The sequence below is a fragment of the Martinezella paranaensis genome (assembly GCF_014200235.1).
Taxonomy (GTDB): Bacteria; Pseudomonadota; Alphaproteobacteria; order Rhizobiales; family Rhizobiaceae; genus Rhizobium; species Rhizobium paranaense.
Genome location: NZ_JACHBI010000012.1, coordinates 56,765 through 78,047 on the forward strand (window position 1 = coordinate 56,765; position 21,283 = coordinate 78,047).

A 21,283-nucleotide genomic window follows, 5' to 3' on the forward strand; every position below is an offset into this window, starting at 1 on the left:
GGCCCTGGCTTTGATATTTAAGACGATCGCCCGGTCTGTTATGTTTGATCGCGGCGTTGGATACGGACAATGGACAATACCATCCTCGAAATGCGGAGCATCACCAAGTCGTTTCCTGGTGTGAACGCCTTGGAAAATGTCAATCTGAAGGTCCGGCAGGGCGAAATCCATGCCTTGGTCGGGGAAAATGGGGCAGGCAAGTCCACCCTCATGAAGGTGCTTTCGGGCGTCTACCCGGCCGGCACCTATGATGGCGATATCTTCTATGACGGCGCCGTCCGTCAGTTCAAAACCATCAGAGACTCCGAAGAGATCGGCATCATCATCATCCACCAGGAGCTGGCGCTCGTGCCGCTGCTGTCGATCGCGGAAAACATTTTTCTGGGCAATGAGGTCGTCGCCAATGGCATGATCAATTGGCAGGAAACCTTCACCCGCACCAAGCAGCTTCTTGCCAAGGTGGGCCTCAAGGAATCTCCGAATACGCTGGTCACCGACATCGGGGTCGGCAAGCAGCAGCTCGTCGAGATCGCCAAGGCCTTGTCGAAAAGCGTCAAGCTGCTCATTCTCGACGAGCCGACGGCGTCGCTCAATGAAAGCGATTCCGATGCGCTCCTGAATCTCCTCATTGAGTTCCGCAATCAGGGCATCACCTCGATCATCATCACGCACAAGCTCAACGAAGTGCGCAAGGTGGCCGATCAGATCACGGTATTGCGTGACGGCATGACGGTGAAGGCGCTGGACTGTCACGAAGAAGAGATCAGCGAAGACATCATCATTCGTAACATGGTGGGCCGCGAGCTGGCCGACCGTTATCCGCCGCGCTCGGTGCCGATCGGCGAGACGATCTTCGAAGTCAAAAACTGGAACGCCTTCCACCAGCACCATCGCGATCGTCAGGTCCTGCACAATATCAACGTCAATGTGCGCAAGGGCGAAGTTGTCGGCATTGCCGGCCTGATGGGCGCCGGCCGCACCGAATTTGCCATGAGCGTGTTCGGCAAGTCCTACGGTCACAAGGTCAGCGGCGAGGTCTTCGTCGATGGCAAGCAGGTGGACACCAGCACGGTGCGCAGGGCGATCGATGCCGGTCTCGCCTATGTGACCGAGGATCGCAAGCAGCTCGGTCTCGTGCTGTCGAACAGCATCCTGCACAATACGACGCTCGCCAATTTGATGGGCGTCTCCAAGGCGACCGTCATTGACGACGTTCGGGAACTGCAGGTGGCGACGAACTATCGCTCGAAGCTGCGAATTCGCTCGGCAGGCGTCTTCCAGGAGACGGGCAACCTGTCCGGCGGCAACCAGCAGAAGGTGGTGCTGTCGAAGTGGCTGTTCTCTGATCCGGACGTCCTGATCCTTGACGAGCCGACGCGCGGCATCGACGTCGGCGCCAAATACGAAATTTATTCCATCATCAACCAGCTTGCCGCCGACGGAAAGGGCGTTCTGATGATTTCATCGGAAATGCCGGAGCTTCTCGGTACCTGCGACCGTATCTATGTCATGAACGAGGGTCGAATCGTTGCCGAGCTGCCGAAGGCAGAGGCAAGCCAGGAGAGTATCATGCGCGCTATCATGCGCTCAGGGGAGAAGCATCAATGACTACGGCCAGCCCAGCTACGGAAAGCAGCCACGTCGTTTCCATCGGCGACCATATCCGCAACAATATTCGCGAATACGGCATGTTGATCGCGCTCGTCGTCATCATGCTGCTGTTTCAGTATCTCACGAACGGCGTTCTGTTCAGGCCGCAGAACCTGACCAACATCGTGCTGCAGAATTCATTCATTGTCATCATGGCGTTGGGCATGCTGCTGGTCATCGTGGCCGGTCATATCGACCTGTCCGTCGGTTCCGTCGTCGGTTTCGTCGGTGCCGTTGCCGGCGTGCTGGTTGTGCAGATGCATATGAATCTGGCGCTTGCGACCGTCATTTGTCTTCTGATGGGTGCCGCGGTCGGTGCCTGGCATGGATATTTCATCGCCTACCACCGCATTCCGTCGTTCATCGTTACGCTTTCGGGCATGCTGGTTTTCCGCGGCTTGACCTATACGATCATCAATACGACCGGCAACGGCAGCAGCATCGGTCCGTTCCCGCCTGCTTTCCAGATCGTCGCGACTGGTTTCATTCCGGACTTTGTCGATATGGGTACCATCCGTTCGACGTCGATTTTCCTGACCATCGCCATCCCGATCGTTATGTTCCTCCTCTCATGGCGTCGCCGCAATGTTAACGAGCAGCACGGCATTGACGTCGAGCCGTTCAGCTTCTTTCTTGGCCAGAATCTGGTGGTTGCGGCTGCGACCATCTTCATCGGCTACCAGATTTCCTCATACAGAGGGCTGCCGAACGTTCTGGTTCTGATGCTGCTGTTGATTGCTCTCTACAGCTTCGCCACACAGCGCACTACGATCGGCCGCCGCATCTATGCCATGGGCGGCAATGAGAAGGCGACGAAGCTTTCGGGTATCGATACCCGCCGCTTGACGTTCTATACCTTCATCAACATGGGCATCCTTGCCAGCATTGCCGGCATCATCATCGCCACGCGCCTGAACTCGGCAACTGCCAAGGGCGGCGACGGTCTGGAACTCGACGTGATCGCGGCCTGCTTCATCGGCGGCGCTTCGGCATCCGGCGGCGTCGGTAAGGTGACGGGGGCCGTCATCGGTGCCTTGATCATGGGCGTGCTGAACCAGGGCATGTCCATCCTCGGCTATCAGACGGACTCGCAGAAGATGATCAAGGGTGCGGTCCTTCTCGCTGCCGTGTTCATCGACGTCTACAACAAGAACAAGGGCTGATCGCAGCGCGATCAGCCGGGCTTTTAAAACCAAATCCATGACAGAGTCCGGCTCTCGCTGAGAGCCGGAGCGGGAAACTGCATCCGATCTCTGTCCGTTAGAAAAGGATGAAAAACATGCTCATTTCCCAGATCAAGGGTTCGAACGGTGGCATCGTCGTCGCCGTGCGCAATGGGCCGGGCACCCCCGCTAAGGCTGTTCTGAATGCCGGCAGCGTCTACGCCTTGGCCATGGAAGCCGCCGACAACGACAAATCTCTCGTCGCGGTCATTGAGGCACATGGGCTTGGCGAAGAGATCGATCTGGAAAAAGCATATGCCGAAGGTCGTTTCCTGCCGCCGATCACCCATCCCGATGCCGCACACATGCATCTGACCGGTACCGGTCTGACCCATCTCGGCTCCGCTGCAACCCGCGATTCCATGCACAAGAAGACGACGGAGGCTGCTGAAGAGACGCTGACTGACTCGATGAAGATGTTCAAGATGGGCCTCGAAGGCGGCAAGCCGAAGGACGGCGAGAAGGGCGTGCAGCCGGAATGGTTCTACAAGGGCAACGGCTTTGGTGCGACGGCACCCGGCGCGGCGCTCGTGTCACCGTCTTTCGCGCTTGATGGCGGCGAAGAGCCGGAGATGGCGGGCATTTACGTCATCGCCAAGGATGGCTCGCCGTTCCGCATCGGTTTCGCGCTCTCGAACGAATTTTCCGATCACGTCACCGAGCGGATCAACTATCTCTATCTCGCCCATTCCAAGCTGCGCCCGGCAAGCTTCGGCCCGGAAATCCGTATCGGCGCCGCACCGGAAGATATCCGGGGCACTTCGCGCATCAAGCGCGGCGACAAGGTGATCTTCGAAAAGCCCTTCCTCTCGGGCGAGGCGAACATGTCGCATACTTTCGCCAATCTCGAATACCATCATTTCAAGTACGGCCTGTTCCGCATTCCCGGCGACATCCACGTCCATATGTTCGGCACAGCGACGCTCTCCTTCGCGGAAGGCATCAAGCCGGAAGCCGGCGATGTCTTCGAAATCGAAGTGGCCGACTTCGGCCTGCCGCTGCGCAATCGACTTGCTATTGCCGCCGAAGAGAAAGTGGCCATTCGCCAGCTCTAGTGTATCGAGGCCGGCTACTCCTTAAGTGGCCGGTCGTCTCCAAGAAGACCCAGGAAGGCATGAAGCCATGACCATTCATCAGAATCTGATCGCCGGCGAATGGACCGGTACGACCGGCGCCGAGAATATCAATCCGTCCGATACCAACGAAGTTGTCGGCCTCTATGCCAGCGCCAGCGTACAGGACGTTGCCGACGCCATTGCCGCGGCCAAGGCAGCCTTTCCGGCGTGGTCGCGTTCCGGCATTCTCGAGCGCCACACGATCCTGAAGAAGGCGGGCGAGGAAATCCTGGCGCGCAAGGATGAACTCGGTGCGCTGCTTGCCCGCGAAGAAGGCAAGACGCTGCCCGAGGCGATCGGCGAGACGATCCGTGCCGCGCAGATCTTCGAATTCTTCGCCGGCGAAGCCCTGCGGCTGGCGGGCGAAGTCGTTCCTTCGGTGCGCCCGAACATCGGGGTCGAAATCACGCGCGAGCCGCTCGGCGTCATCGGCGTGATTACGCCCTGGAACTTCCCGATCGCCATTCCCGCCTGGAAGATCGCGCCGGCGCTCTGCTACGGCAATACTGTCGTCTTCAAGCCGGCCGATCTCGTACCCGGCTGTTCTTGGGCGATCGTCGATATTCTCCATCGCGCCGGCCTGCCGAAGGGCGTGTTGAACCTCGTCATGGGCAAGGGCTCGGTCGTCGGTCAGGCAATGCTCGACAGCCCGGTTCTTTCCGGCATCACCTTCACCGGCTCGGTCGGCACTGGCAAGCGCGTCGCACTTTCCTCCGTCGAGCATGGCCGCAAGTACCAGCTCGAAATGGGCGGCAAGAACCCGATGGTCGTGCTTGACGATGCCGATCTGACCGTTGCCGTCGAGGCCGCTGCCAATTCCGCCTTCTTCTCGACCGGCCAGCGCTGCACGGCCTCGTCACGCCTGATCGTCACCGAAGGCATCCACGACAGGTTCGTGGCGGCGCTGACGGAGAAGCTGAAGACGCTGAATGTCGACAACGCGCTGAAGTCCGGCACCCATATCGGTCCGGTCGTCGACGCCAAGCAGTTGAAGACGGATACCGACTATATCGAGATCGGCAAACAGGAGGGCGCCAAGCTCGCCTTCGGCGGCGGACTCGTCAGCCGCGACACGCCCGGCTTCTACCTGCAGCCGACGCTGTTCACCGAAGCGACGAACCAGATGCGTATCAGCCGCGAAGAGATCTTCGGGCCGGTCGCCTCGGTCATCCGGGTGAAGGATTACGAAGAGGCGCTGGCAACGGCCAACGACACGCCATTCGGCCTGTCTTCCGGCATTGCCACGACCAGCCTGAAGCACGCGATGCATTTCAAGCGCAATGCCGAAGCCGGCATGGTGATGGTCAACCTGCCGACGGCCGGCGTCGATTTCCATGTGCCTTTCGGCGGCCGCAAGGGTTCGTCCTTCGGTCCGCGCGAGCAGGGCAAATATGCCGCCGAGTTCTTCACCACCGTCAAGACCGCGTACACGCTGGCCTGACCATCGATTTCAAAGCCCAGGCGCGAACGAGGCGGCCTGGGCGACGCAAAAGGTACTGAGACATGAAAAAGAAAGCTGAATGGCCGCGCAAGCTGCGTTCCTATGACTGGTTCGGCGGCACCGGCAAGAACGCGATCATGCATCGCTCCTGGATGAAGAACCAGGGCCTTCCGGCCGACACCTTCGACGGCCGGCCGATCATTGGCATCTGTAATACCTGGTCGGAGCTGACGCCCTGCAACGCGCACCTGCGTGATCTTGCGGAGCGCGTGAAGCGCGGCGTCTACGAAGCGGGTGGTTTCCCGGTCGAATTCCCGGTCTTCTCTGTTGGCGAAAGCACGCTGCGCCCGACGGCGATGATGTTCCGCAACCTGGCGGCTATGGACGTTGAAGAAGCGATCCGCGGCAATCCGGTTGACGGCGTCGTGCTGCTCGGCGGCTGCGACAAGACCACGCCGAGCCTGCTGATGGGTGCGGCTTCGGTCGACATCCCGGTCATCCTCGTTTCCGGCGGCCCGATGCTGAACGGCAAGTGGCGCGGCAAGGATGTCGGCTCCGGCACGGCAATCTGGCAGTTCTCGGAAATGGTGAAATCCGGCGAGATGTCGCTGGATGAATTCATGGATGCAGAGCAGGGCATGGCTCGCTCGGCCGGTAGCTGTATGACCATGGGTACAGCCTCGACCATGGCGTCGATGGCCGAAGCACTCGGCATGACGCTGCCCGGCAATGCGGCTATCCCGGCTGTCGATGCGCGCCGCCGCGTCATCTCGCAGCTTTCCGGCCGCCGTATCGTCGACATGGTCAAGGAAGATCTGAAGCCGTCCGACATTCTGACCAAGGAAGCGTTCGAAAACGCCATCCGCGTCAATGGCGCCGTCGGCGGCTCGACCAATGCCGTTCTGCACCTGCTAGCGCTTGCCGGCCGCGTCGGCGTCGATCTGTCGCTGGACGATTGGGACCGCCTTGGCCGCGAAGTGCCGACGATCGTCAACCTGCAGCCGTCGGGCAAGCACCTGATGGAAGAGTTCTACTATGCCGGCGGCCTGCCCGTCGTCATCAAGGCAGTCGGCGAAATGGGCCTGCTGCATAAGGACGCCATCACGGTGACCGGCGACACGATCTGGGCCGGCGTCAAGGATGTCGTCAACTACAATGACGACGTCATCGTGCCGCGCGAAAAGGCGCTGACGCAGTCGGGCGGTATCGCGGTTCTGCGCGGTAACCTCGCTCCGAAGGGTGCTGTCTTGAAGCCGTCGGCCGCTTCTCCGCATCTGATGCAGCATAAAGGCCGCGCCGTCGTCTTCGAAAGCATCGAGGACTATCACGCCCGCATCAACCGCGAGGATCTCGACATCGACGAGAACTGCGTCATGGTGCTGAAATACTGCGGCCCGAAGGGTTATCCGGGCATGGCCGAAGTCGGCAACATGGGTCTTCCGCCGAAGGTGCTGAAGAAGGGCATCACCGACATGATCCGCATTTCCGATGCGCGCATGTCCGGTACGGCCTACGGCACCGTTATCCTGCATACGGCTCCGGAAGCTGCCGATGGCGGACCGCTGGCACTGGTTCAGAACGGCGACATCATCGCCGTCGACGTTCCTGCCCGCACCATCCAGCTCGAAGTGTCGGATGAGGAATTGGCAAAGCGCCGCGCCGCCTGGGTTTCCCCGGTCAAGCCGCTTACCGGCGGTTACGGCGGCCTCTATGTGAAGTCGGTCATGCAGGCCGATACCGGCGCTGACCTCGACTTCCTCGTCGGCCCACGCGGCTCGGAAATCCCGAACAATCGCGACAGCCACTAAGTTTGGCGACTGGAATTGGAAAGGGGCGGGACGAAAGTTCCGCCCTTTTCGTATGTTGCGGCCGTTCGCTGGAGCAATTCCAGGAAAAGTGCGAAGCAGTTTTCCGTCCGGAATGCGTCAAACCAAAGGGATAGAGCGGGAAAGCGATTCCGTGAAACGCTGAACCGCTCTAAGTGTGCGGCGTATGTCGGTGCCTGTTTCCGGCCGCGCTGCTTTGATCAGCAGTTCATGATATAGTTCCTTCCGGATTGCATTCTTAATCTGGCATCCGGGGGATCGCTATGTCAGCCTTGCAGGCCGATACCTACTATCTCTTTGGCAATCTTTTTTGTTTTCATGCTCACAGCGCCGACACAGGCGGGGCCTATTGCCTCATCGAGACTTTGACGGCGCCAGGGGCGGGGGCGCCGCCGAACAGGCATCCCGATGATGACCAGGCGTTTTATATCCTCGAGGGCCTGTTCGAATTCATGGTCGATGGTGAGACCGTCCAGGCGCAGGCCGGTAGTTTCGTCAAGATACCGACAGGCGCCATTCATGCGTTCCGCAATATCGGTTCGACGCCGGGCCGGCTGCTGATCATCAATTCGCCCGGCCGCGTTCACGATGGCTTCTTTACCGAAGCAGGCGAGGCGATGCCGGTGGGCACGCGCGACCTGCCACCGCCGGGTGGGCACCCTCAGGATATGCCGCGTGTGGTTGAGATCGGGCGGCGCAACGGGTTGGAATTCCTGTTGCCCGATGGCGAGGCGCACTAGGCAATTCCAGGAAAAGTGCGCAGCGGTTTTCCGTCCGGAATTGCGTGAAAACAAAGAGATAGAGCAGTTCAGCGATTCCGTGAAGCGATGAACTGCTCTGAACTCAGCTTTGGCTCTGACTCTGGCTTTGTCCCTGGTTCTCCACCGTCACCTTGACAGAAAGGCTTTCGCCCGGTGTGCCGAGGCGCATGCCGGAGACCGGGGCAGCGTCGCGATAGCAGAGGCCGGTCGCGATGCGAACGTAGCGCGCATCGGGGCAGACATCGTTGGCCGGATCGAAACCCACCCAGCCAAGACCCGGAATATGCGCTTCAGCCCAGGCATGCGTCGCGGCCTGCTCGGCCTTGCTTTCCATCAGGAGATAGCCTGAGACATAGCGGGCCGGTATGCGCAGCGCGCGGGCGCCGGCAATGAAGATGTGGGCATGGTCCTGGCAAACGCCGCTCTTCTTTTCCAGCGCCTGTTCTGCGGTGGTTTCCGTATCGCTGGTGCCGGGCTTGTATTCCACCGTCTGGTGGATTGCGCCCATCAGCGCATGCATCTTGCCGAGTTCGTTGTCGCCGGAAAGGCCGCGCAACAGCTCCTTCACCAGCTTGCCGGCCTTGGTGCGCGACGTTTCCCGCAGGAAGAGCCAGAGCGGGCTGAAGCCGGTATGCTGGCCGGTCACGCCATTCAGGTCCTGCGTTTCGATCACGCCGGTGGCAACGATCCGGGTTGCGTCCTGTGCGCCGTCGAGCGAAACAAGCGTCACGCGATTGGCGAACTGGTCCTCATATTCCACTTCCGGATGGGCGCCCTCGACCGTCAGCTTCCAATCGAGGACGGTCTGGCCGGGACCGGTGAGCGGCGTGAGCCTCAGGCGCTGCAATGAAAACTGCGCCGGTTCGTCGTAGCGGTATTCGGTGGTATGGCTGATCGTCAGTCTCATAGTGTGATCCGCTTACTGATAGAACCGGTAGCCGTCGGAGATTTCCGCGCTGAGCTTATTGTTGCGCGAAACGAAATCCTCCAGGAACTCATGCAATCCCTGATCCATGATGCTTTTGACCGTGAGCGTCTGCAGCATCTTGCGGATGGCATCGGCGGTGTCGTGCGCGGGGAGCCGCTGATCGTATTCGGTCCCGAGATAGCCGATATTGCTGACGATCTTTTCGTAGCAATAGGCGAGCGAGCGCGGCATCTGGCCATTGAGGATCAGGAAGTCGGCAATGTTGGCCGGCTTGTACTCCGGATCATACGCCCATTTATAGGCGCGATGGGCGGAGACCGAGCGCAGGATCGATTCCCATTGCGCATTGTCGAGCGACGAGCCGACATGCGAGATCGACGGCAGCAGCACGTAGTATTTCACGTCGAGAATGCGCGCCGTGTTGTCAGCGCGTTCGATGAAGGTGCCGATGCGGGCGAAGTTGTAAAGTTCGTTGCGTAGCATCGAGCCGTGAAATGCGCCACGGATCAATCCGGCGCGGCGCTTGATGACCTCGATCATCTCCGGCACTTCGGCGGTCTTCAGGCGCTTGGCGAGCAATGTCTTCAGCTCGATCCAGCATTCGTTGGTGGCTTCCCAGGTGTCGCGGGTCAGCGCCGTGCGGACCATGCGGGCATTGTTGCGGCCATAATCGATGCAGGACATCACACTCGACGGATTGGAGCGGTCGCGTATCAGGTAATCGATCGCGTCCGCGCCAGTCAGCTTGCTGTGCACTTCGTTATAGGCTTCACGCACGCCGGCGCTCTGCAATACACCATCCCAATCGTCTTCCACCGCACCGCTGCGGGTCAGCGACATGCGTTGGCCGGCATCGACCAGACGGGCTATGTTTTCGGCGCGCTCGATGTAACGGAACATCCAGTAGAGGCCATTCGCGGTTCTTCCAAGCATGTCCGTCTCAGTCCTCCAGAACCCAGGTATCTTTGGTGCCGCCGCCCTGGCTGGAATTGACCACCAGCGACCCTTCCTTCAGTGCCACGCGGGTCAAGCCGCCTGGAATGATCTGCACCTTGTCGGAAACGAGGACATAGGGGCGCAGGTCGACATGGCGGGGAGCGATGCCTTTGTTGACCAGGATAGGCACGGTCGACAGCGAAAGGGTCGGCTGGGCGATATAATTGTTCGGCTTGGCCTTCAGCTTCTCGGCAAATTCCGTCCGCTCTTTCTTCGAGGCGGTCGGGCCGACGAGCATGCCGTAGCCGCCCGAACCATGCACTTCCTTGACGACGAGGTCGGCCAGGTTCTCGAGTACGTATTTCAGGCTGGCCGGCTCGGAACAGCGCCAGGTCGGCACGTTTTCGAGGATCGGCTTGCGGCCGGTGTAGAATTCGACGATCTCGGGCATGTAGGAATAGATCGCCTTGTCGTCGGAGATGCCGGTGCCGGGCGCATTGGCGATGGTGATGTGGCCGGCGCGATAGACATCCATGATGCCGGGGATGCCGAGGGCCGAATCCGCACGGAAGGTGAGGGGGTCGAGGAAGTCGTCGTCGACGCGGCGATAGAGAACGTCGATCGCCTCATAGCCGCGCGTGGTGCGCATCTTCACCTTGCCGTCGATGACACGCAGATCCGAGCCTTCGACCAGCTCCACGCCCATCATGTCGGCAAGGAAGGAATGCTCGTAATAGGCGGAATTGTAGATGCCGGGGGTCAGAACGGCGACGCGCGGCTTGCCGTTGCAGCCGCGGGGAGCGAGCGAGGCGAGGCTCTGGCGCAGCAACAGCGGATAGTCCTCGACGCGCTGCACCTTGTTCTGATGAAACAGTTCCGGGAACATCTGCATCATCGTTTCCCGGTTTTCCAGCATGTAGCTGACGCCGGAGGGCGTGCGGGCATTGTCTTCCAGCACGTAGAACTGATCCTCGCCGGTGCGCACGATATCGGTGCCGACGATGTGGGTGTAGACGCCACCCGGCGGGCGGAAGCCGATCATTTCCGGCAGGAAAGCGTCGTTCCTCTCGATCAGCTCGCGCGGGACGCGACCGGCACGAATGATTTCCTGTTTGTGGTAGATATCGTCGAGAAAAGCGTTGAGCGCGATGACGCGCTGTTCGATGCCTTGGGCGAGCTTGCGCCATTCTCGGCCGGAAATGATGCGGGGGATGATGTCGAAGGGGATGAGCTTTTCGGCGGAGTCCGCGTGCCCGTAGACTGCGAAGGTAATGCCCGTCTTTCGGAAGATGTTTTCCGCATCGCGGGATTTGGCAATGAGGTGGCCTCTGTCCTGGCCTGAGTACCACTCGAAATATTTTTCGTAAGGTGCGCGCGGATTTTCGTCCGCAGTAATCATTTCATCAAATGCCAAAGGCGCGGTCCCCGTGTTTTTTCCCATTTGAATACAACAATTTTGACAATGCAAGAAGTATGCGCATTTGCGCGCACGAATTTCGAAACCGCCGAAAATGGCGGAATTCCGGGCTTTTTGAGCCGACGTATCCGTAAATGAAAGTTTACTACCGCGGCGCCGCGATCAAAATCTGAGCGTGTGCTTATTTTGTCGTCGGCGCATGGTGGTGTGCCGAGTCCTCAGGCCAACGGTCGGGAAGCGGACATGAAGAAAAATTGATGATTGGTTTCAGCGGTTCGATTTTGACGCTTTGGCCGTCTTCGGTTATCAGCGGTTGCCCCTGTGCACGCGACGTCCCGGTTTCAATTCAGGCCCGGACCGAGCCTGCCACATCAATTTCAGTCAGAGCCCCATGTCCCTCGACACATTCGCGCCGGCGATCTTCGTCTTTCTTTGGTCTACAGGCTGGATCGTTGCGAAATATGCGACGATGCACTCGGGTCCGTTTACCTTTCTCCTGATCCGGTACAGCCTGTCCGCGCTCGCTTTCGTCCTGTTTTGCGCTTTCACCGGCGCGAGATGGCCGCGTGATTGGTCCAGCGTCTTCCGCGCCATTTATTCCGGCATCTTTCTGCATGGGTTTTATCTCGGCGGTCTTTGGTGGGCGATCGCCAGCGGCGTGCCAGCGGGCATTTCGGGCATCATCGCGGCGCTGCAGCCGCTGATGACGGCGATGGCCGCGCCCTATCTGGTCGGCGAGCGCCTGAAGCCGGCGCAGCGGCTTGGCTTGCTGCTCGGCTTCGTCGGCATAGCGATTGCCATCTCGCCGAAGCTTTTGGCATCGGATACCGCCAATCTCTGGCAATCGGCGATCCCGCTCGGCGTCAATCTGTTGTCGATGGTCTCGGTGACGTACGGCACGCTTTATCAAAAGCGTCATCTGCAGACCGGCGATCTCCGAACCATCGCGACGCTGCAATATGTCGGTGCTCTCATCGTCACCGCGCCTTTGGCGCTGATATTCGAGAATCTGCACTTCGACGGCACGCACGAAGCATTTTTTGCCCTCGCTTGGTCGGTCTTCGGCCTGTCGATGGGTGCGGTCGGCCTGCTGCTCTACCTCATTCGCCGTGGTCAGGTATCGCGCGCTGCGTCGCTGATCTACCTGATGCCGCCCGCGGTCGCCATCGAAGCGGCCATCGTCTTCGGCGAACCGCTGACACCGCCGATCATCATCGGCACGCTGATCGTGGTGATCGGCGTCTATCTTACCAATCGACGCACGGCGGACGTGGTTCCGGAGTAGGGGCAGGCGGTTATCCGCCCGTCAGCGGCGAAATAATCTGCCGTCCACGACAATCAGGCTGGAAATGATCAACGCCAATCCGGCGAATTCATAAGGCTCAAGCCGCTCGCCTAAAAAGGCTGTGCCCAGCATGATCGCGCTGGCGGGCACCAGCAGCGTCACGAGGGAGGCGTTAGTCGCTCCTGCCGAGGCGATGATGTTGAAATAGAGAATGTAAGCGAATGCGGTTGTGAAGACTGCAAGAACACCGATGGCCATCCAGATGGAAAGGCTTGAGGTGACGATATCCTGGGGTCTGTAGACGAGAAGGACAATCGGCACCATCAGAACGGTGGAGGCGGTGAGCTGGCCGGCTGCAACGACGGATGGTTTTAAATCCTTGAATCGCTTGGCGTAGACGACAGCAAACGCATAGGAAATCGCTGCCCCGACGACGGCGAGTTTCGCCCAAGTCGGGCTGCCGAAATCGGAGAGAAGGCCGGGGCCGATCATGACGGCCGCTCCAGCGATCCCAAGCCCCACGCCCGCGAGTTTTGTGGTCGAGAGCTTCTCGTCTGCCGTCAGCAGATTTGCCACCAGGATCGTCCAGAGAGGCGTCGTCGCATAGAGCACGGAGGCGAGACCCGCGCCGATTTTCGTTTGCCCGGTAAAGATCAGGGAAAATGGGATGACGTTATTGAGCATGGCCAGGCACAGGAATGAGGCAGGTCTGGCCAAGGCGGGAGAGAACGAAATGCCGCGTATTCGCAGCCACAGGTGCAGAACAAGCGCGGCGATCGAGACGCGGTAGAGGACAAGCGCCAGCGGCGGGATTTCGGCTACGGCGATACGGGCGAAGAAAAACGAGCCGCCCCAAAGACCGCCGAGAAGCAGGAGCTGCCCCCAGTCGCTTGCAGACATCGGCCGTGTTGATCCTGCCGCACGCAACGTCTCGCCTTACAACGTTGGGAATTCTGCGAATGCCCGAATATCCTACTCGCACGGGACCCGATTGAGGCGGAACAGACATCCAAATGTTCTAGGCCATTGGAAACGAGATTTTCAGCAGAACCACGCGATTTCGAAATCGCTGCCGTTTGCTTGGGTGGCACTCCAAAAAGGGCGAGCGTTTGGATGGTCGGAAGAAATCCAACGCTTATGGAATACTCACAAAAAAGGGGGCTGTTCGCCCCCTTTCTTCATTCGATCAAGCGCGTTCGCGGCGCTGGCCGTTGCCGTTGCGCGGCCCGCGGCGCTTCATGCCGCCGTTGCCGCCTTCGCGGTGTTCGCCGTGGGCGTGACCGTGGCCGCGCTCCTCATTGTGGCGACCCGAGGGGCGGCCATGGGCGTGGCGGGGGCCGCGATGGGCGCCAGCTTCGTGGGCGGCGCCGTTAGCGTTTGCCGGGCCGTTGTGATGCGGCTTCTTGGCCGGGCGGAAGTCGGACGTCGAAACGAGATCGTTGTCTGCTTCCGGTCGCGGTGTCCGCTCGTCGCGGCGCTGGCCGCGGAAATCGGCATTGCGATGGTTTTCGCGCTGCGGACGATCTTCGCGCGGACGACGCTCCTGGCGCTCGCCGGTCTGGCCTCGGGCTTCGCCATTTTCTTTGTCGAAGAAGGGACGACGAGCCGGGCGAGCCGGACGACCTTCGGAGCGACCCTGGCCTGCGCCACGGCCTTGACCTTGGCCGCCACGACCGCCACCTCGGTTGTTGCCGCGGGCCGGACGGGCGCGATCGGCAGGAGCTTCGCCGCTGGCAACGGCGATTTCGATGCCCATCAGGCGCTCGATGTCGCGCAGCAGACGGATTTCATCGGGAGAGCAGAAGGCGATGGCGATGCCGTCGCGACCGGCGCGCGCGGTACGGCCGATGCGGTGAACGTAAGCATCCGGCACTTCCGGCAGGTCGTAATTGTAGACATGCGAAACGCCGGGAATATCGATGCCGCGGGCGGCGACGTCGGTTGCGACGAGAACGCGGACTTCACCGTCACGGAAACCCTTGAGCGCACGCTCGCGCTGGCCCTGGCTCTTGTTGCCGTGAATGGAAGCGACAGCAAAGCCAACATGGTCGAGATGCTTCATGAGCTTCTCGGCGCCGTGCTTGGTACGCAGGAACACGATGGCGCGGCCATCCGGATTGGCTGAAATCGTTTCCTTGAGGATCTCGGTCTTGTGGTTCTGACCGGCAACGAAGTGGACATATTGCTCCACCTTGTCGGCAGCTTTGCCGGGAGGCGAGACTTCGACCTTCAGCGGATTGGTCAGATAGTCGGAAGCGAGATCGGCAATCGCCTTCGGCATGGTGGCCGAAAACAGCAGGGTCTGGCGCTTGGCCGGGACGAGCTTGGCGATCTTGCGGAGATCATGGATGAAGCCGAGGTCGAGCATCTGGTCGGCTTCGTCGAGGACGAGATAGCTGACATGGCCGAGCGACAGGGCGCGGCGGTTGATGAGGTCGAGCAGGCGGCCGGGGGTTGCGACGAGGATGTCGGTGCCGCGCTCAAGCTGAAGCTGCTGCTTGTTGATCGAGGCGCCGCCGACCACGACATTGATCCTCAGCGGCGTCTTGCGGACGAACAGCTTAAGATTGTCGGCGATCTGGTTCACCAGTTCGCGGGTGGGGGCGAGGATCAGCGTGCGGACGGTGCGGTTGTCGGGACGCTTGGCATCCTTCAGCAGCATTTCGATGATCGGCAGGCCGAAAGCGGCCGTTTTGCCGGTGCCTGTCTGGGCGAGGCCGATGAGATCGCGGCCCTGGAGAACAAGCGGGATAGCCTGTGCCTGGATGGGCGTCGGCGTCGCGAAGTTGTTCTGCGACAGCGTGTCAACGATCTGCTTGGAGAGACCAAGCGAGTGAAAATCGGTCAATTCAATACCTTTCGGGGCGCCAAAGCGAATAGGCCGGGTCGCACCATGCGGTCCGGTCTGTCTCTGGCGTCAAGAACCCCGCGTGAAGTGGGAACTTGTAAGTTGGAAAAAGCTTTCCAGCGCATCCGACCGCCTTGGGTGCGGTCTCATTTCAAAAGCGCTTTTGTCCCTCTCTTGCGTACGTTTAGTCCCGCAGGGCACGCTCACGCGGCGGCCGGAAGGTGAAAGCTGACGCGCATTTGGTCTTATTCGCCGCCGAAGTCAAGAGGTGAAGCCAAAAGCTTTTCGGAAGGTCGGCGAAAGTGCCGCCGGAAATCCGGCGGCGTCGCGGCCGATCTTTATAGGCTTAGCGGCAGACCTCGACGCGGTAGGGCCAACCCCAACCATCGTGACGCCATGCCCAGTAGCAGTCGGGATAGGCGCGTACATAGGCCGGAGCGTAATAGGTTCGATAGGCAGGATAATAAGCCGGATAGACCGGGTAGGCCGGTCACACGGCTTCGGCAGCCAGGGCGCCGCCGACGACACCGGCGGCAAGACCGCCGAAGAAGGCGCCGCGCTCGGAGGCGCCGGCAGTCGTTGTGGTTACGGCGGCGGCGCTGCCAAGCGTCAGCGCGATCAAACCGTCCGTCGTTAAAGTGCGAAGCAAAGACATCGAAATCCCTTTCCCAAAACACAGCTCCCAGCCGACGCCGAGCTTGAAGGTGCGGAGGAAAGCGGGCGAAGTCGCGGCTAAAAAGAGGGTCTCGACATTAAATTTTGTTCACGATAGCTAGGTGAAAGCCTTTGATTTTCAACTAGAAATCGGTGGGGACTCCGCCTTCCTTCTTGCGCTTGGCGACAAAGGCGTCCAGCTCTTCCTCAATCGCCGGGTCGAGCGGCGGATGTTCGTAATGGGCGAGCGTTTCCTTGAAAATGCGGTTGGCGTGATCATAGGTCGTTGGCCGGCCGGCTTCCGTCCAGGTCTCGTGATTGCGCCAGTCCGACAGGATCGGCGAATAGAAGGCCGTTTCGTAACGGGCGAGTGTGTGCGCCGTACCGAAATAGTGGCCGCCGGGGCCGACATCGCGCACGGCATCAAGCGCCAGCGCTTCGCTACTGACATCCAGCGGTGTCAGGAATTCGGCGACCATCTGCAGCATGTCGACATCGAGAATGAATTTCTCGAAGGAGGCAGTGAGGCCGCCCTCGCTCCAGCCGGCCGCATGCAGCACGAAATTGCCGCCACCTTGGGTCAGCGCCCAGAGCGACAGCGCCGATTCATAGGCTGCCTGGGCGTCCAGCGTATTGGAGGCATTGGTGTTGGAGGTGCGGTAGGGGATGCCATAGCGGCGGGCGAGCTGGCCGCCGGCAATCACGGCCTTCATATATTCCGGCGTGCCGAAGGCGGGGGCTCCCGTTTTCATGTCGACGTTCGAGGTGAAGCCGCCATACATGACCGGCGCGCCCTTGCGCACTATCTGCGTGAAGGCAATGCCGCAGAGCGCCTCGGCATTCTGCTGCACCAGCGCGCCAGCGATGGTCACCGGCGCCATGGCACCCGCCAGCGTGAAAGGCGTAACGATGACGACCTGACCCCGCGACGACATCTCGATGATGCCCTGCAGCATCGGTCCGTCGAGGCGCAGCGGGGAGGAGGAATTGATGACGGTGAAGAGCGACGGCTCCCGCTCCATCTGCTCCATGCTGATGCCGCGGCCGATGCGGGCGATCTCGATGGCATCGAGATTGCGCTGTTTGCCGAGCGAATAGCAATGAAATGCCTTGTCGGTCAGCTTCACGATATCGGAGAGGCAATCGAGATGGCGGACCGAAGCGTGAATATCGATAGGCTCGACCGGATAGCCACCGGTCAGGTGGATGACGTCGTAGGATTGGGCAAGCTTGATCAACTTGCGGAAGTCCTCCTGATTCCCGGCGCGTCTGCCGCCCTCGCGATCCGCGACGAAAGGCGCCGAGGCGACCTGGGCGAAGACGAGGTTCCTGCCGCCGATCTGAACGTTTCGGAGCGGGTTGCGGGCGTGCAAGGTGAAGGTCGAGGGGACGGAGGCGATCAGCTCCGTGATCATGCCGCGGTCGAAGCGGACGCGCTCCTTGCCCGGCGTGACATCGGCGCCGGCGGCCTTCATGCGCTCGCGCGCTTCCGGCAGGATGATGTCCATGCCGATCTCTTCGAGAATGGTCAGCGACGCCTCGTGGATATCGTCGAGCGCCTCGGGCGACAGAAGTTCGGTACGGGCGAGATTGTTGACGAGGTTGAGGTATTTCGTGCCACTCGGCTTGCGGCTGCGCTCGGCCCCGCGACCTCCGGCCCGGCGGCGGCGCTCGACGGGAATGGCAGCAGTGTCAGTCTCGTGCAAGGCCGTGTTTCTATCGTCGCTCATGCTCTCGCTCCACCATTGTGCTCATATGATTCTTGGCAGAGTTCGACCTCAAATGCTGCCGTCGTTTGCGACCAAAGGACGTCCGTTCTGGGATAGTCAATGGTCTGAACGCGACGTTCTGCATCTTCGCAATATGGTTAACGGCTTGTTAAAGCGATTTGTGATAAAGCTTGGGTTCAGTAAACTATAGCGAGCGGTGAGAAGAGGGGTCCCGTTGAACTCGGACGGTGAATTGCTGGAGATGGCCTGCCGCCGGATCGCAGATCTGGATCAGCCGGCCTATGTCAAGAACAGCGATCTGCGATACGTCGCCGTCAACGAAGCCTATGCGCGCTTTTTTCGCCGCGACATCGGCGATTTCATCGGCAATCGCAGCCGTGATCTCTTCGATAGCGGCGAGGAAGCCGACCGCGAAGACAAGGAGCGCCGGGCGCTGGTCTTCGGCTCGGAAGAGATGGCGCTATGCTTCGACCCGACGGGGCGGGAACGTTCCCGTGTGCAGATCGAAAGTTTTTCGCCGTCTGAAGACCGCCTTTATGTCTTTGGCATGTTCCTCGACGCGCCGGCCGTGCCTTCGCGTGCCTCTTCTGATCGGGAAAGCGGCGATATCCCGGGTGACGTCGACGAGATCGGACTTTACCGCACAATTCTCGAAGACCTGCCGGTTGCCGCCTTCGTGCGCGATGCCAGCCATCGGCTGATCTATTCCAACGAGGCCTATGCGGCCATCACGGGGCTCAGCCGCGCCGAGGTGCTGGGCAAGACCGAACAGGAAATGTTCGAAACCGGCGGCGACGATTACTTCGCGGAAAACGAGCGGGTGCTGAACGAAGGGCGCGCACTCGCATTCGAAGGTACGGTGATCGATCGGGAGCATGTGACGCATCCGATCATGACGCGCGTCAACCGCGTCGTCACCTCTGACGGCAAGCGCTATGCCGTCGGGTCCATGACCGATATTTCGGTGTTGAAGCTGCGCGAGACCGAGTTGATCGAGGCGCAGGCGCACGCCGAAACATTGCATCAGGATTTGGAGAACATCCTGCGCTCGATGCCGATCGGCGTGATGATCCACGACGGCAACTATGTTGTGGAATATACCAACGATGCCTTTTACGACATCTGGGAATTCCCGAAGGACGAACGCTTCGAAGGCCGGTCTTATCGAGATCTTGTCGCCAAGCACTTTGAGCTTGGCCGATACGATGCCGATGCCGGCAGTATCGACGATATTTATCAGGCGCGTTTGGAATCCTTCCGCAATGCCGGACCGCATTTCCAGACTGAGATGAACTTTGCCGACGGCAAATCCGTCATCGCGGATGCACGCCGCATTTCGAACGGCCGCATGCTGGTCGCCTATGCGGACATCTCCTCCGTGCGTCAGCAAGCCCGTGAGATCACCGAGGCGCGTCTTGCGCTGGAACGCCTCGGCGAGCTGATGACGGACGCGACGCATGCCATGTCGCAGGGACTGCTCATCGTCGAAGACGGCATCATCATGCTGGCGAACGATGCCGTGCGGGACATGCTGCGCATTCCGGCAGACGATCTCGAGGTCGGTAAGCATTGGTCCGCCGCCTTCCATCATTGCGCCGCGCGCGGCGATTTCGGTCACCATCCGGGGGCAGTTCGGCGTATCTGGAGCCGAAGCATGGCGGCGAGCAAGCCGGTTTCGGCGGTGTTCCAGGTCGCTGGCGAGCGCTGGATGCAGCTCGAAGCGACGATGAGCGAAAGCCGCCGTTGGACCGTGGTGCTGACCGATGTCACCGAGATGAAGGAACGCGAGGCCGAGCTGCAACTGCTGCTTTCGCGCAGCGAAGCCGCCGACCGTGCCAAGTCCGAATTCCTCGCCAACATGAGCCATGAAATCCGCACGCCGATGAACGGTGTTCTCGGCATGGCGGAGCTGCTCGCCAAGACCGATCTCGACGCCCGGCAGAAGACCTTTGTCGACATCATCGTCAAGTCTGGCAATGCACTGTTGACGATCATCAACGATATTCTGGATTTCTCGAAGATCGATGCTGGGCAGATGCGCTTGCGCAAGGCTGCCTTCGATCCGGCCGAGGCGGTGGAGGATGTTGCGACGCTGCTGTCTTCGCCGGCGGCGGACAAGGACATCGAGTTGCTGGTGCGCACCGCGCCCGAGGTGCCGGCCATGGTGCTGGGAGACGCCGGCCGCTTCCGCCAGATCGTCACCAACCTCGTCGGCAATGCGGTCAAATTCACCGAGCGCGGCCACGTATTGGTCGAGGTGGACAGCCGGCCGGTCGACAATGGCGAGATCATGTTGACGTTGCGTATCGAAGACACCGGCATTGGTATTCCCGACGAGAAGCTCGATTCCATTTTCGAGAAGTTTTCGCAGGTCGACGCTTCTTCGACGCGCCGCCACGAAGGCACAGGCCTTGGCCTTGCCATTACTGCCGGGCTGGTCGATCTCTTTGGCGGCTATCTCGAAGTCGAGAGCGAGTGGGGCAAGGGTTCGGTTTTCACCGTGCATCTGCCCATGCCACCGGCGGCCATGCGCAACGAAGCGCGTCCGGTGCCGGTCAATGTCAAGGGCGCGAGTATTCTTGTCGTCGACGACAATGAGATCAACCGCCGGATATTGACCGAGCAGTTGGAGCAATGGAGTTTTGACGGCTACGCGGCCGAGGATGGCAAGACGGGGCTCGCGATCCTCCATGCCGCTTTCGACATGGGCGTGCCGGTCGATGCCGTGATCCTCGACTATCACATGCCGGACATGAACGGCGATGAAGTCGCGCGTGCAATTCGCGCCGATTCTCGCTTCGACAAGGTGTCGCTGATTTTCCTGACATCCATGGACGTCGCCGGCAGCGACAAGGAATTTGCGGCGCTGAACGGTCAAGCACATCTGATGAAGCCAGCCCGCGCCAATGTGCTGCGTAACACCATCATCGATGTCGTGCGCACGGCACGCCGGCAGCGGATGAGCGGCGATGAAATCGCTGCCGCTTCGAAGTCGATCGAGGCCGAGGCCGTTGCCGCCATCGATGCCGTCGAGCGCGAAGTGGCGGCGAAGCCGGTTAGCGCTATCGATATCCTCGTTGCCGAGGACAATGAGGTCAACCAGATCGTCTTCACGCAGATTCTGCAGGTTACGGGCCTGCGTTTCCTCGTGGTCCCGAACGGCCAGGAAGCCGTGGAGGCTTGGCGAAGGCTTCGGCCATCGCTGATCATGATGGATGTCTCCATGCCGATCATGAACGGCCATCAGGCAACGCGCATGATCCGGCAACTGGAAACGGAGGCGGGACAGGGCTGGCACGTACCGATCGTCGGTGTCACGGCGCATGCGCTCGATGTCGACCGCGACATGTGTCTGGATGCGGGCATGGACGACTATATGTCCAAGCCGATCAGCCCGGAACTCCTGGAAACCAAAGCCCGCCGCTGGCTCGGCGATGCCATGCTGCAGACCGAGCGTTCCACCAGGTAA

At 60.4% G+C, this 21,283-nt stretch carries 14 protein-coding genes and 1 pseudogene; 8 read left to right on the forward strand and 7 right to left on the reverse strand.

Annotation, left to right across the window (positions count from 1 at the left end; translation table 11 throughout):
- The first annotated feature begins 69 nt into the window (after positions 1-69).
- The 6 genes from mmsA (at position 70) to GGD50_RS24585 (ending at position 7,995) form a co-directional block, all read left to right on the forward strand.
- Positions 70-1,608: a multiple monosaccharide ABC transporter ATP-binding protein gene (mmsA, locus tag GGD50_RS24560; RefSeq protein ID WP_107108774.1), complete on the forward strand. Its 1,539-nt coding sequence runs from the start codon at positions 70-72 to the stop codon at positions 1,606-1,608.
- Positions 1,605-2,813, forward strand: coding sequence for a multiple monosaccharide ABC transporter permease (gene mmsB / locus GGD50_RS24565; RefSeq protein ID WP_107108773.1), 1,209 nt, complete (start codon positions 1,605-1,607; stop codon positions 2,811-2,813). Before mmsA ends, mmsB begins: the two co-directional genes overlap by 4 nt.
- A 116-nt stretch (positions 2,814-2,929) precedes the next feature.
- Positions 2,930-3,928, forward strand: a complete 999-nt coding sequence (gene araD1, locus GGD50_RS24570) for an AraD1 family protein (RefSeq protein WP_107108858.1) — start codon at positions 2,930-2,932, stop codon at positions 3,926-3,928.
- Between the two features lie 67 nt (positions 3,929-3,995).
- Positions 3,996-5,429, forward strand: a complete 1,434-nt coding sequence (locus GGD50_RS24575) for an aldehyde dehydrogenase family protein (protein WP_107108772.1) — start codon at positions 3,996-3,998, stop codon at positions 5,427-5,429.
- A gap of 62 nt (positions 5,430-5,491) precedes the next feature.
- Positions 5,492-7,237 carry an L-arabinonate dehydratase gene (gene araD, locus GGD50_RS24580; RefSeq protein ID WP_107108771.1) on the forward strand — a complete coding sequence of 582 codons (1,746 nt, stop codon included), beginning with the start codon at positions 5,492-5,494 and terminating at the stop codon, positions 7,235-7,237.
- Between the two features lie 281 nt (positions 7,238-7,518).
- The gene (locus tag GGD50_RS24585) at positions 7,519-7,995 is read left to right on the forward strand and encodes a cupin domain-containing protein (protein ID WP_107108770.1); all 477 of its coding nucleotides are present in this window, start codon (positions 7,519-7,521) and stop codon (positions 7,993-7,995) included.
- 103 nt (positions 7,996-8,098) lie between these two features.
- On the opposite strand, the gene GGD50_RS24590 is transcribed toward GGD50_RS24585, so the two are convergent.
- From GGD50_RS24590 to GGD50_RS24600, 3 genes are read right to left on the reverse strand one after another with little or no spacing between them, the layout of a single operon-like run.
- Entirely contained in the window at positions 8,099-8,923 is an 825-nt protein-coding gene (locus GGD50_RS24590; protein ID WP_107108769.1) for a transglutaminase family protein, read from the reverse strand.
- A gap of 12 nt (positions 8,924-8,935) precedes the next feature.
- On the reverse strand, positions 8,936-9,877 hold the full coding sequence (locus GGD50_RS24595; RefSeq protein WP_107108768.1) for an alpha-E domain-containing protein: 942 nt from the start codon (positions 9,875-9,877) through the stop codon (positions 8,936-8,938).
- A 7-nt stretch (positions 9,878-9,884) separates the two neighbouring features.
- The gene (locus GGD50_RS24600) at positions 9,885-11,294 is read right to left on the reverse strand and encodes a circularly permuted type 2 ATP-grasp protein (protein ID WP_107108767.1); all 1,410 of its coding nucleotides are present in this window, start codon (positions 11,292-11,294) and stop codon (positions 9,885-9,887) included.
- Between the two features lie 394 nt (positions 11,295-11,688).
- On the opposite strand from GGD50_RS24600, the gene GGD50_RS24605 reads away from it, so the two are divergent.
- Positions 11,689-12,582, forward strand: a complete 894-nt coding sequence (locus GGD50_RS24605) for a DMT family transporter (RefSeq protein WP_107108766.1) — start codon at positions 11,689-11,691, stop codon at positions 12,580-12,582.
- A gap of 21 nt (positions 12,583-12,603) precedes the next feature.
- Here GGD50_RS24605 and GGD50_RS24610 read toward each other — a convergent pair whose 3' ends face one another.
- The 4 genes and pseudogenes from GGD50_RS24610 to GGD50_RS24625 all read right to left on the reverse strand — a co-directional run bounded on the left by GGD50_RS24610 (position 12,604) and on the right by GGD50_RS24625 (position 17,814).
- Positions 12,604-13,482 carry a DMT family transporter gene (locus GGD50_RS24610; protein WP_107108765.1) on the reverse strand — a complete coding sequence of 293 codons (879 nt, stop codon included), beginning with the start codon at positions 13,480-13,482 and terminating at the stop codon, positions 12,604-12,606.
- Positions 13,483-13,768: 286 nt separating this feature from the next.
- A complete protein-coding gene (locus GGD50_RS24615; protein ID WP_107108764.1) occupies positions 13,769-15,430 on the reverse strand; it encodes a DEAD/DEAH box helicase in 1,662 nt (553 codons plus the stop codon).
- Between the two features lie 346 nt (positions 15,431-15,776).
- Positions 15,777-16,085: pseudogene (locus GGD50_RS24620) on the reverse strand (hypothetical protein).
- Between the two features lie 142 nt (positions 16,086-16,227).
- Entirely contained in the window at positions 16,228-17,814 is a 1,587-nt protein-coding gene (locus GGD50_RS24625) for a trimethylamine methyltransferase family protein (protein ID WP_107108763.1), read from the reverse strand.
- 214 nt (positions 17,815-18,028) lie between these two features.
- Here GGD50_RS24625 and GGD50_RS24630 point away from each other — a divergent pair, with 214 nt between their 5' ends.
- Positions 18,029-21,283: a response regulator gene (locus GGD50_RS24630; RefSeq protein ID WP_107108762.1), complete on the forward strand. Its 3,255-nt coding sequence runs from the start codon at positions 18,029-18,031 to the stop codon at positions 21,281-21,283.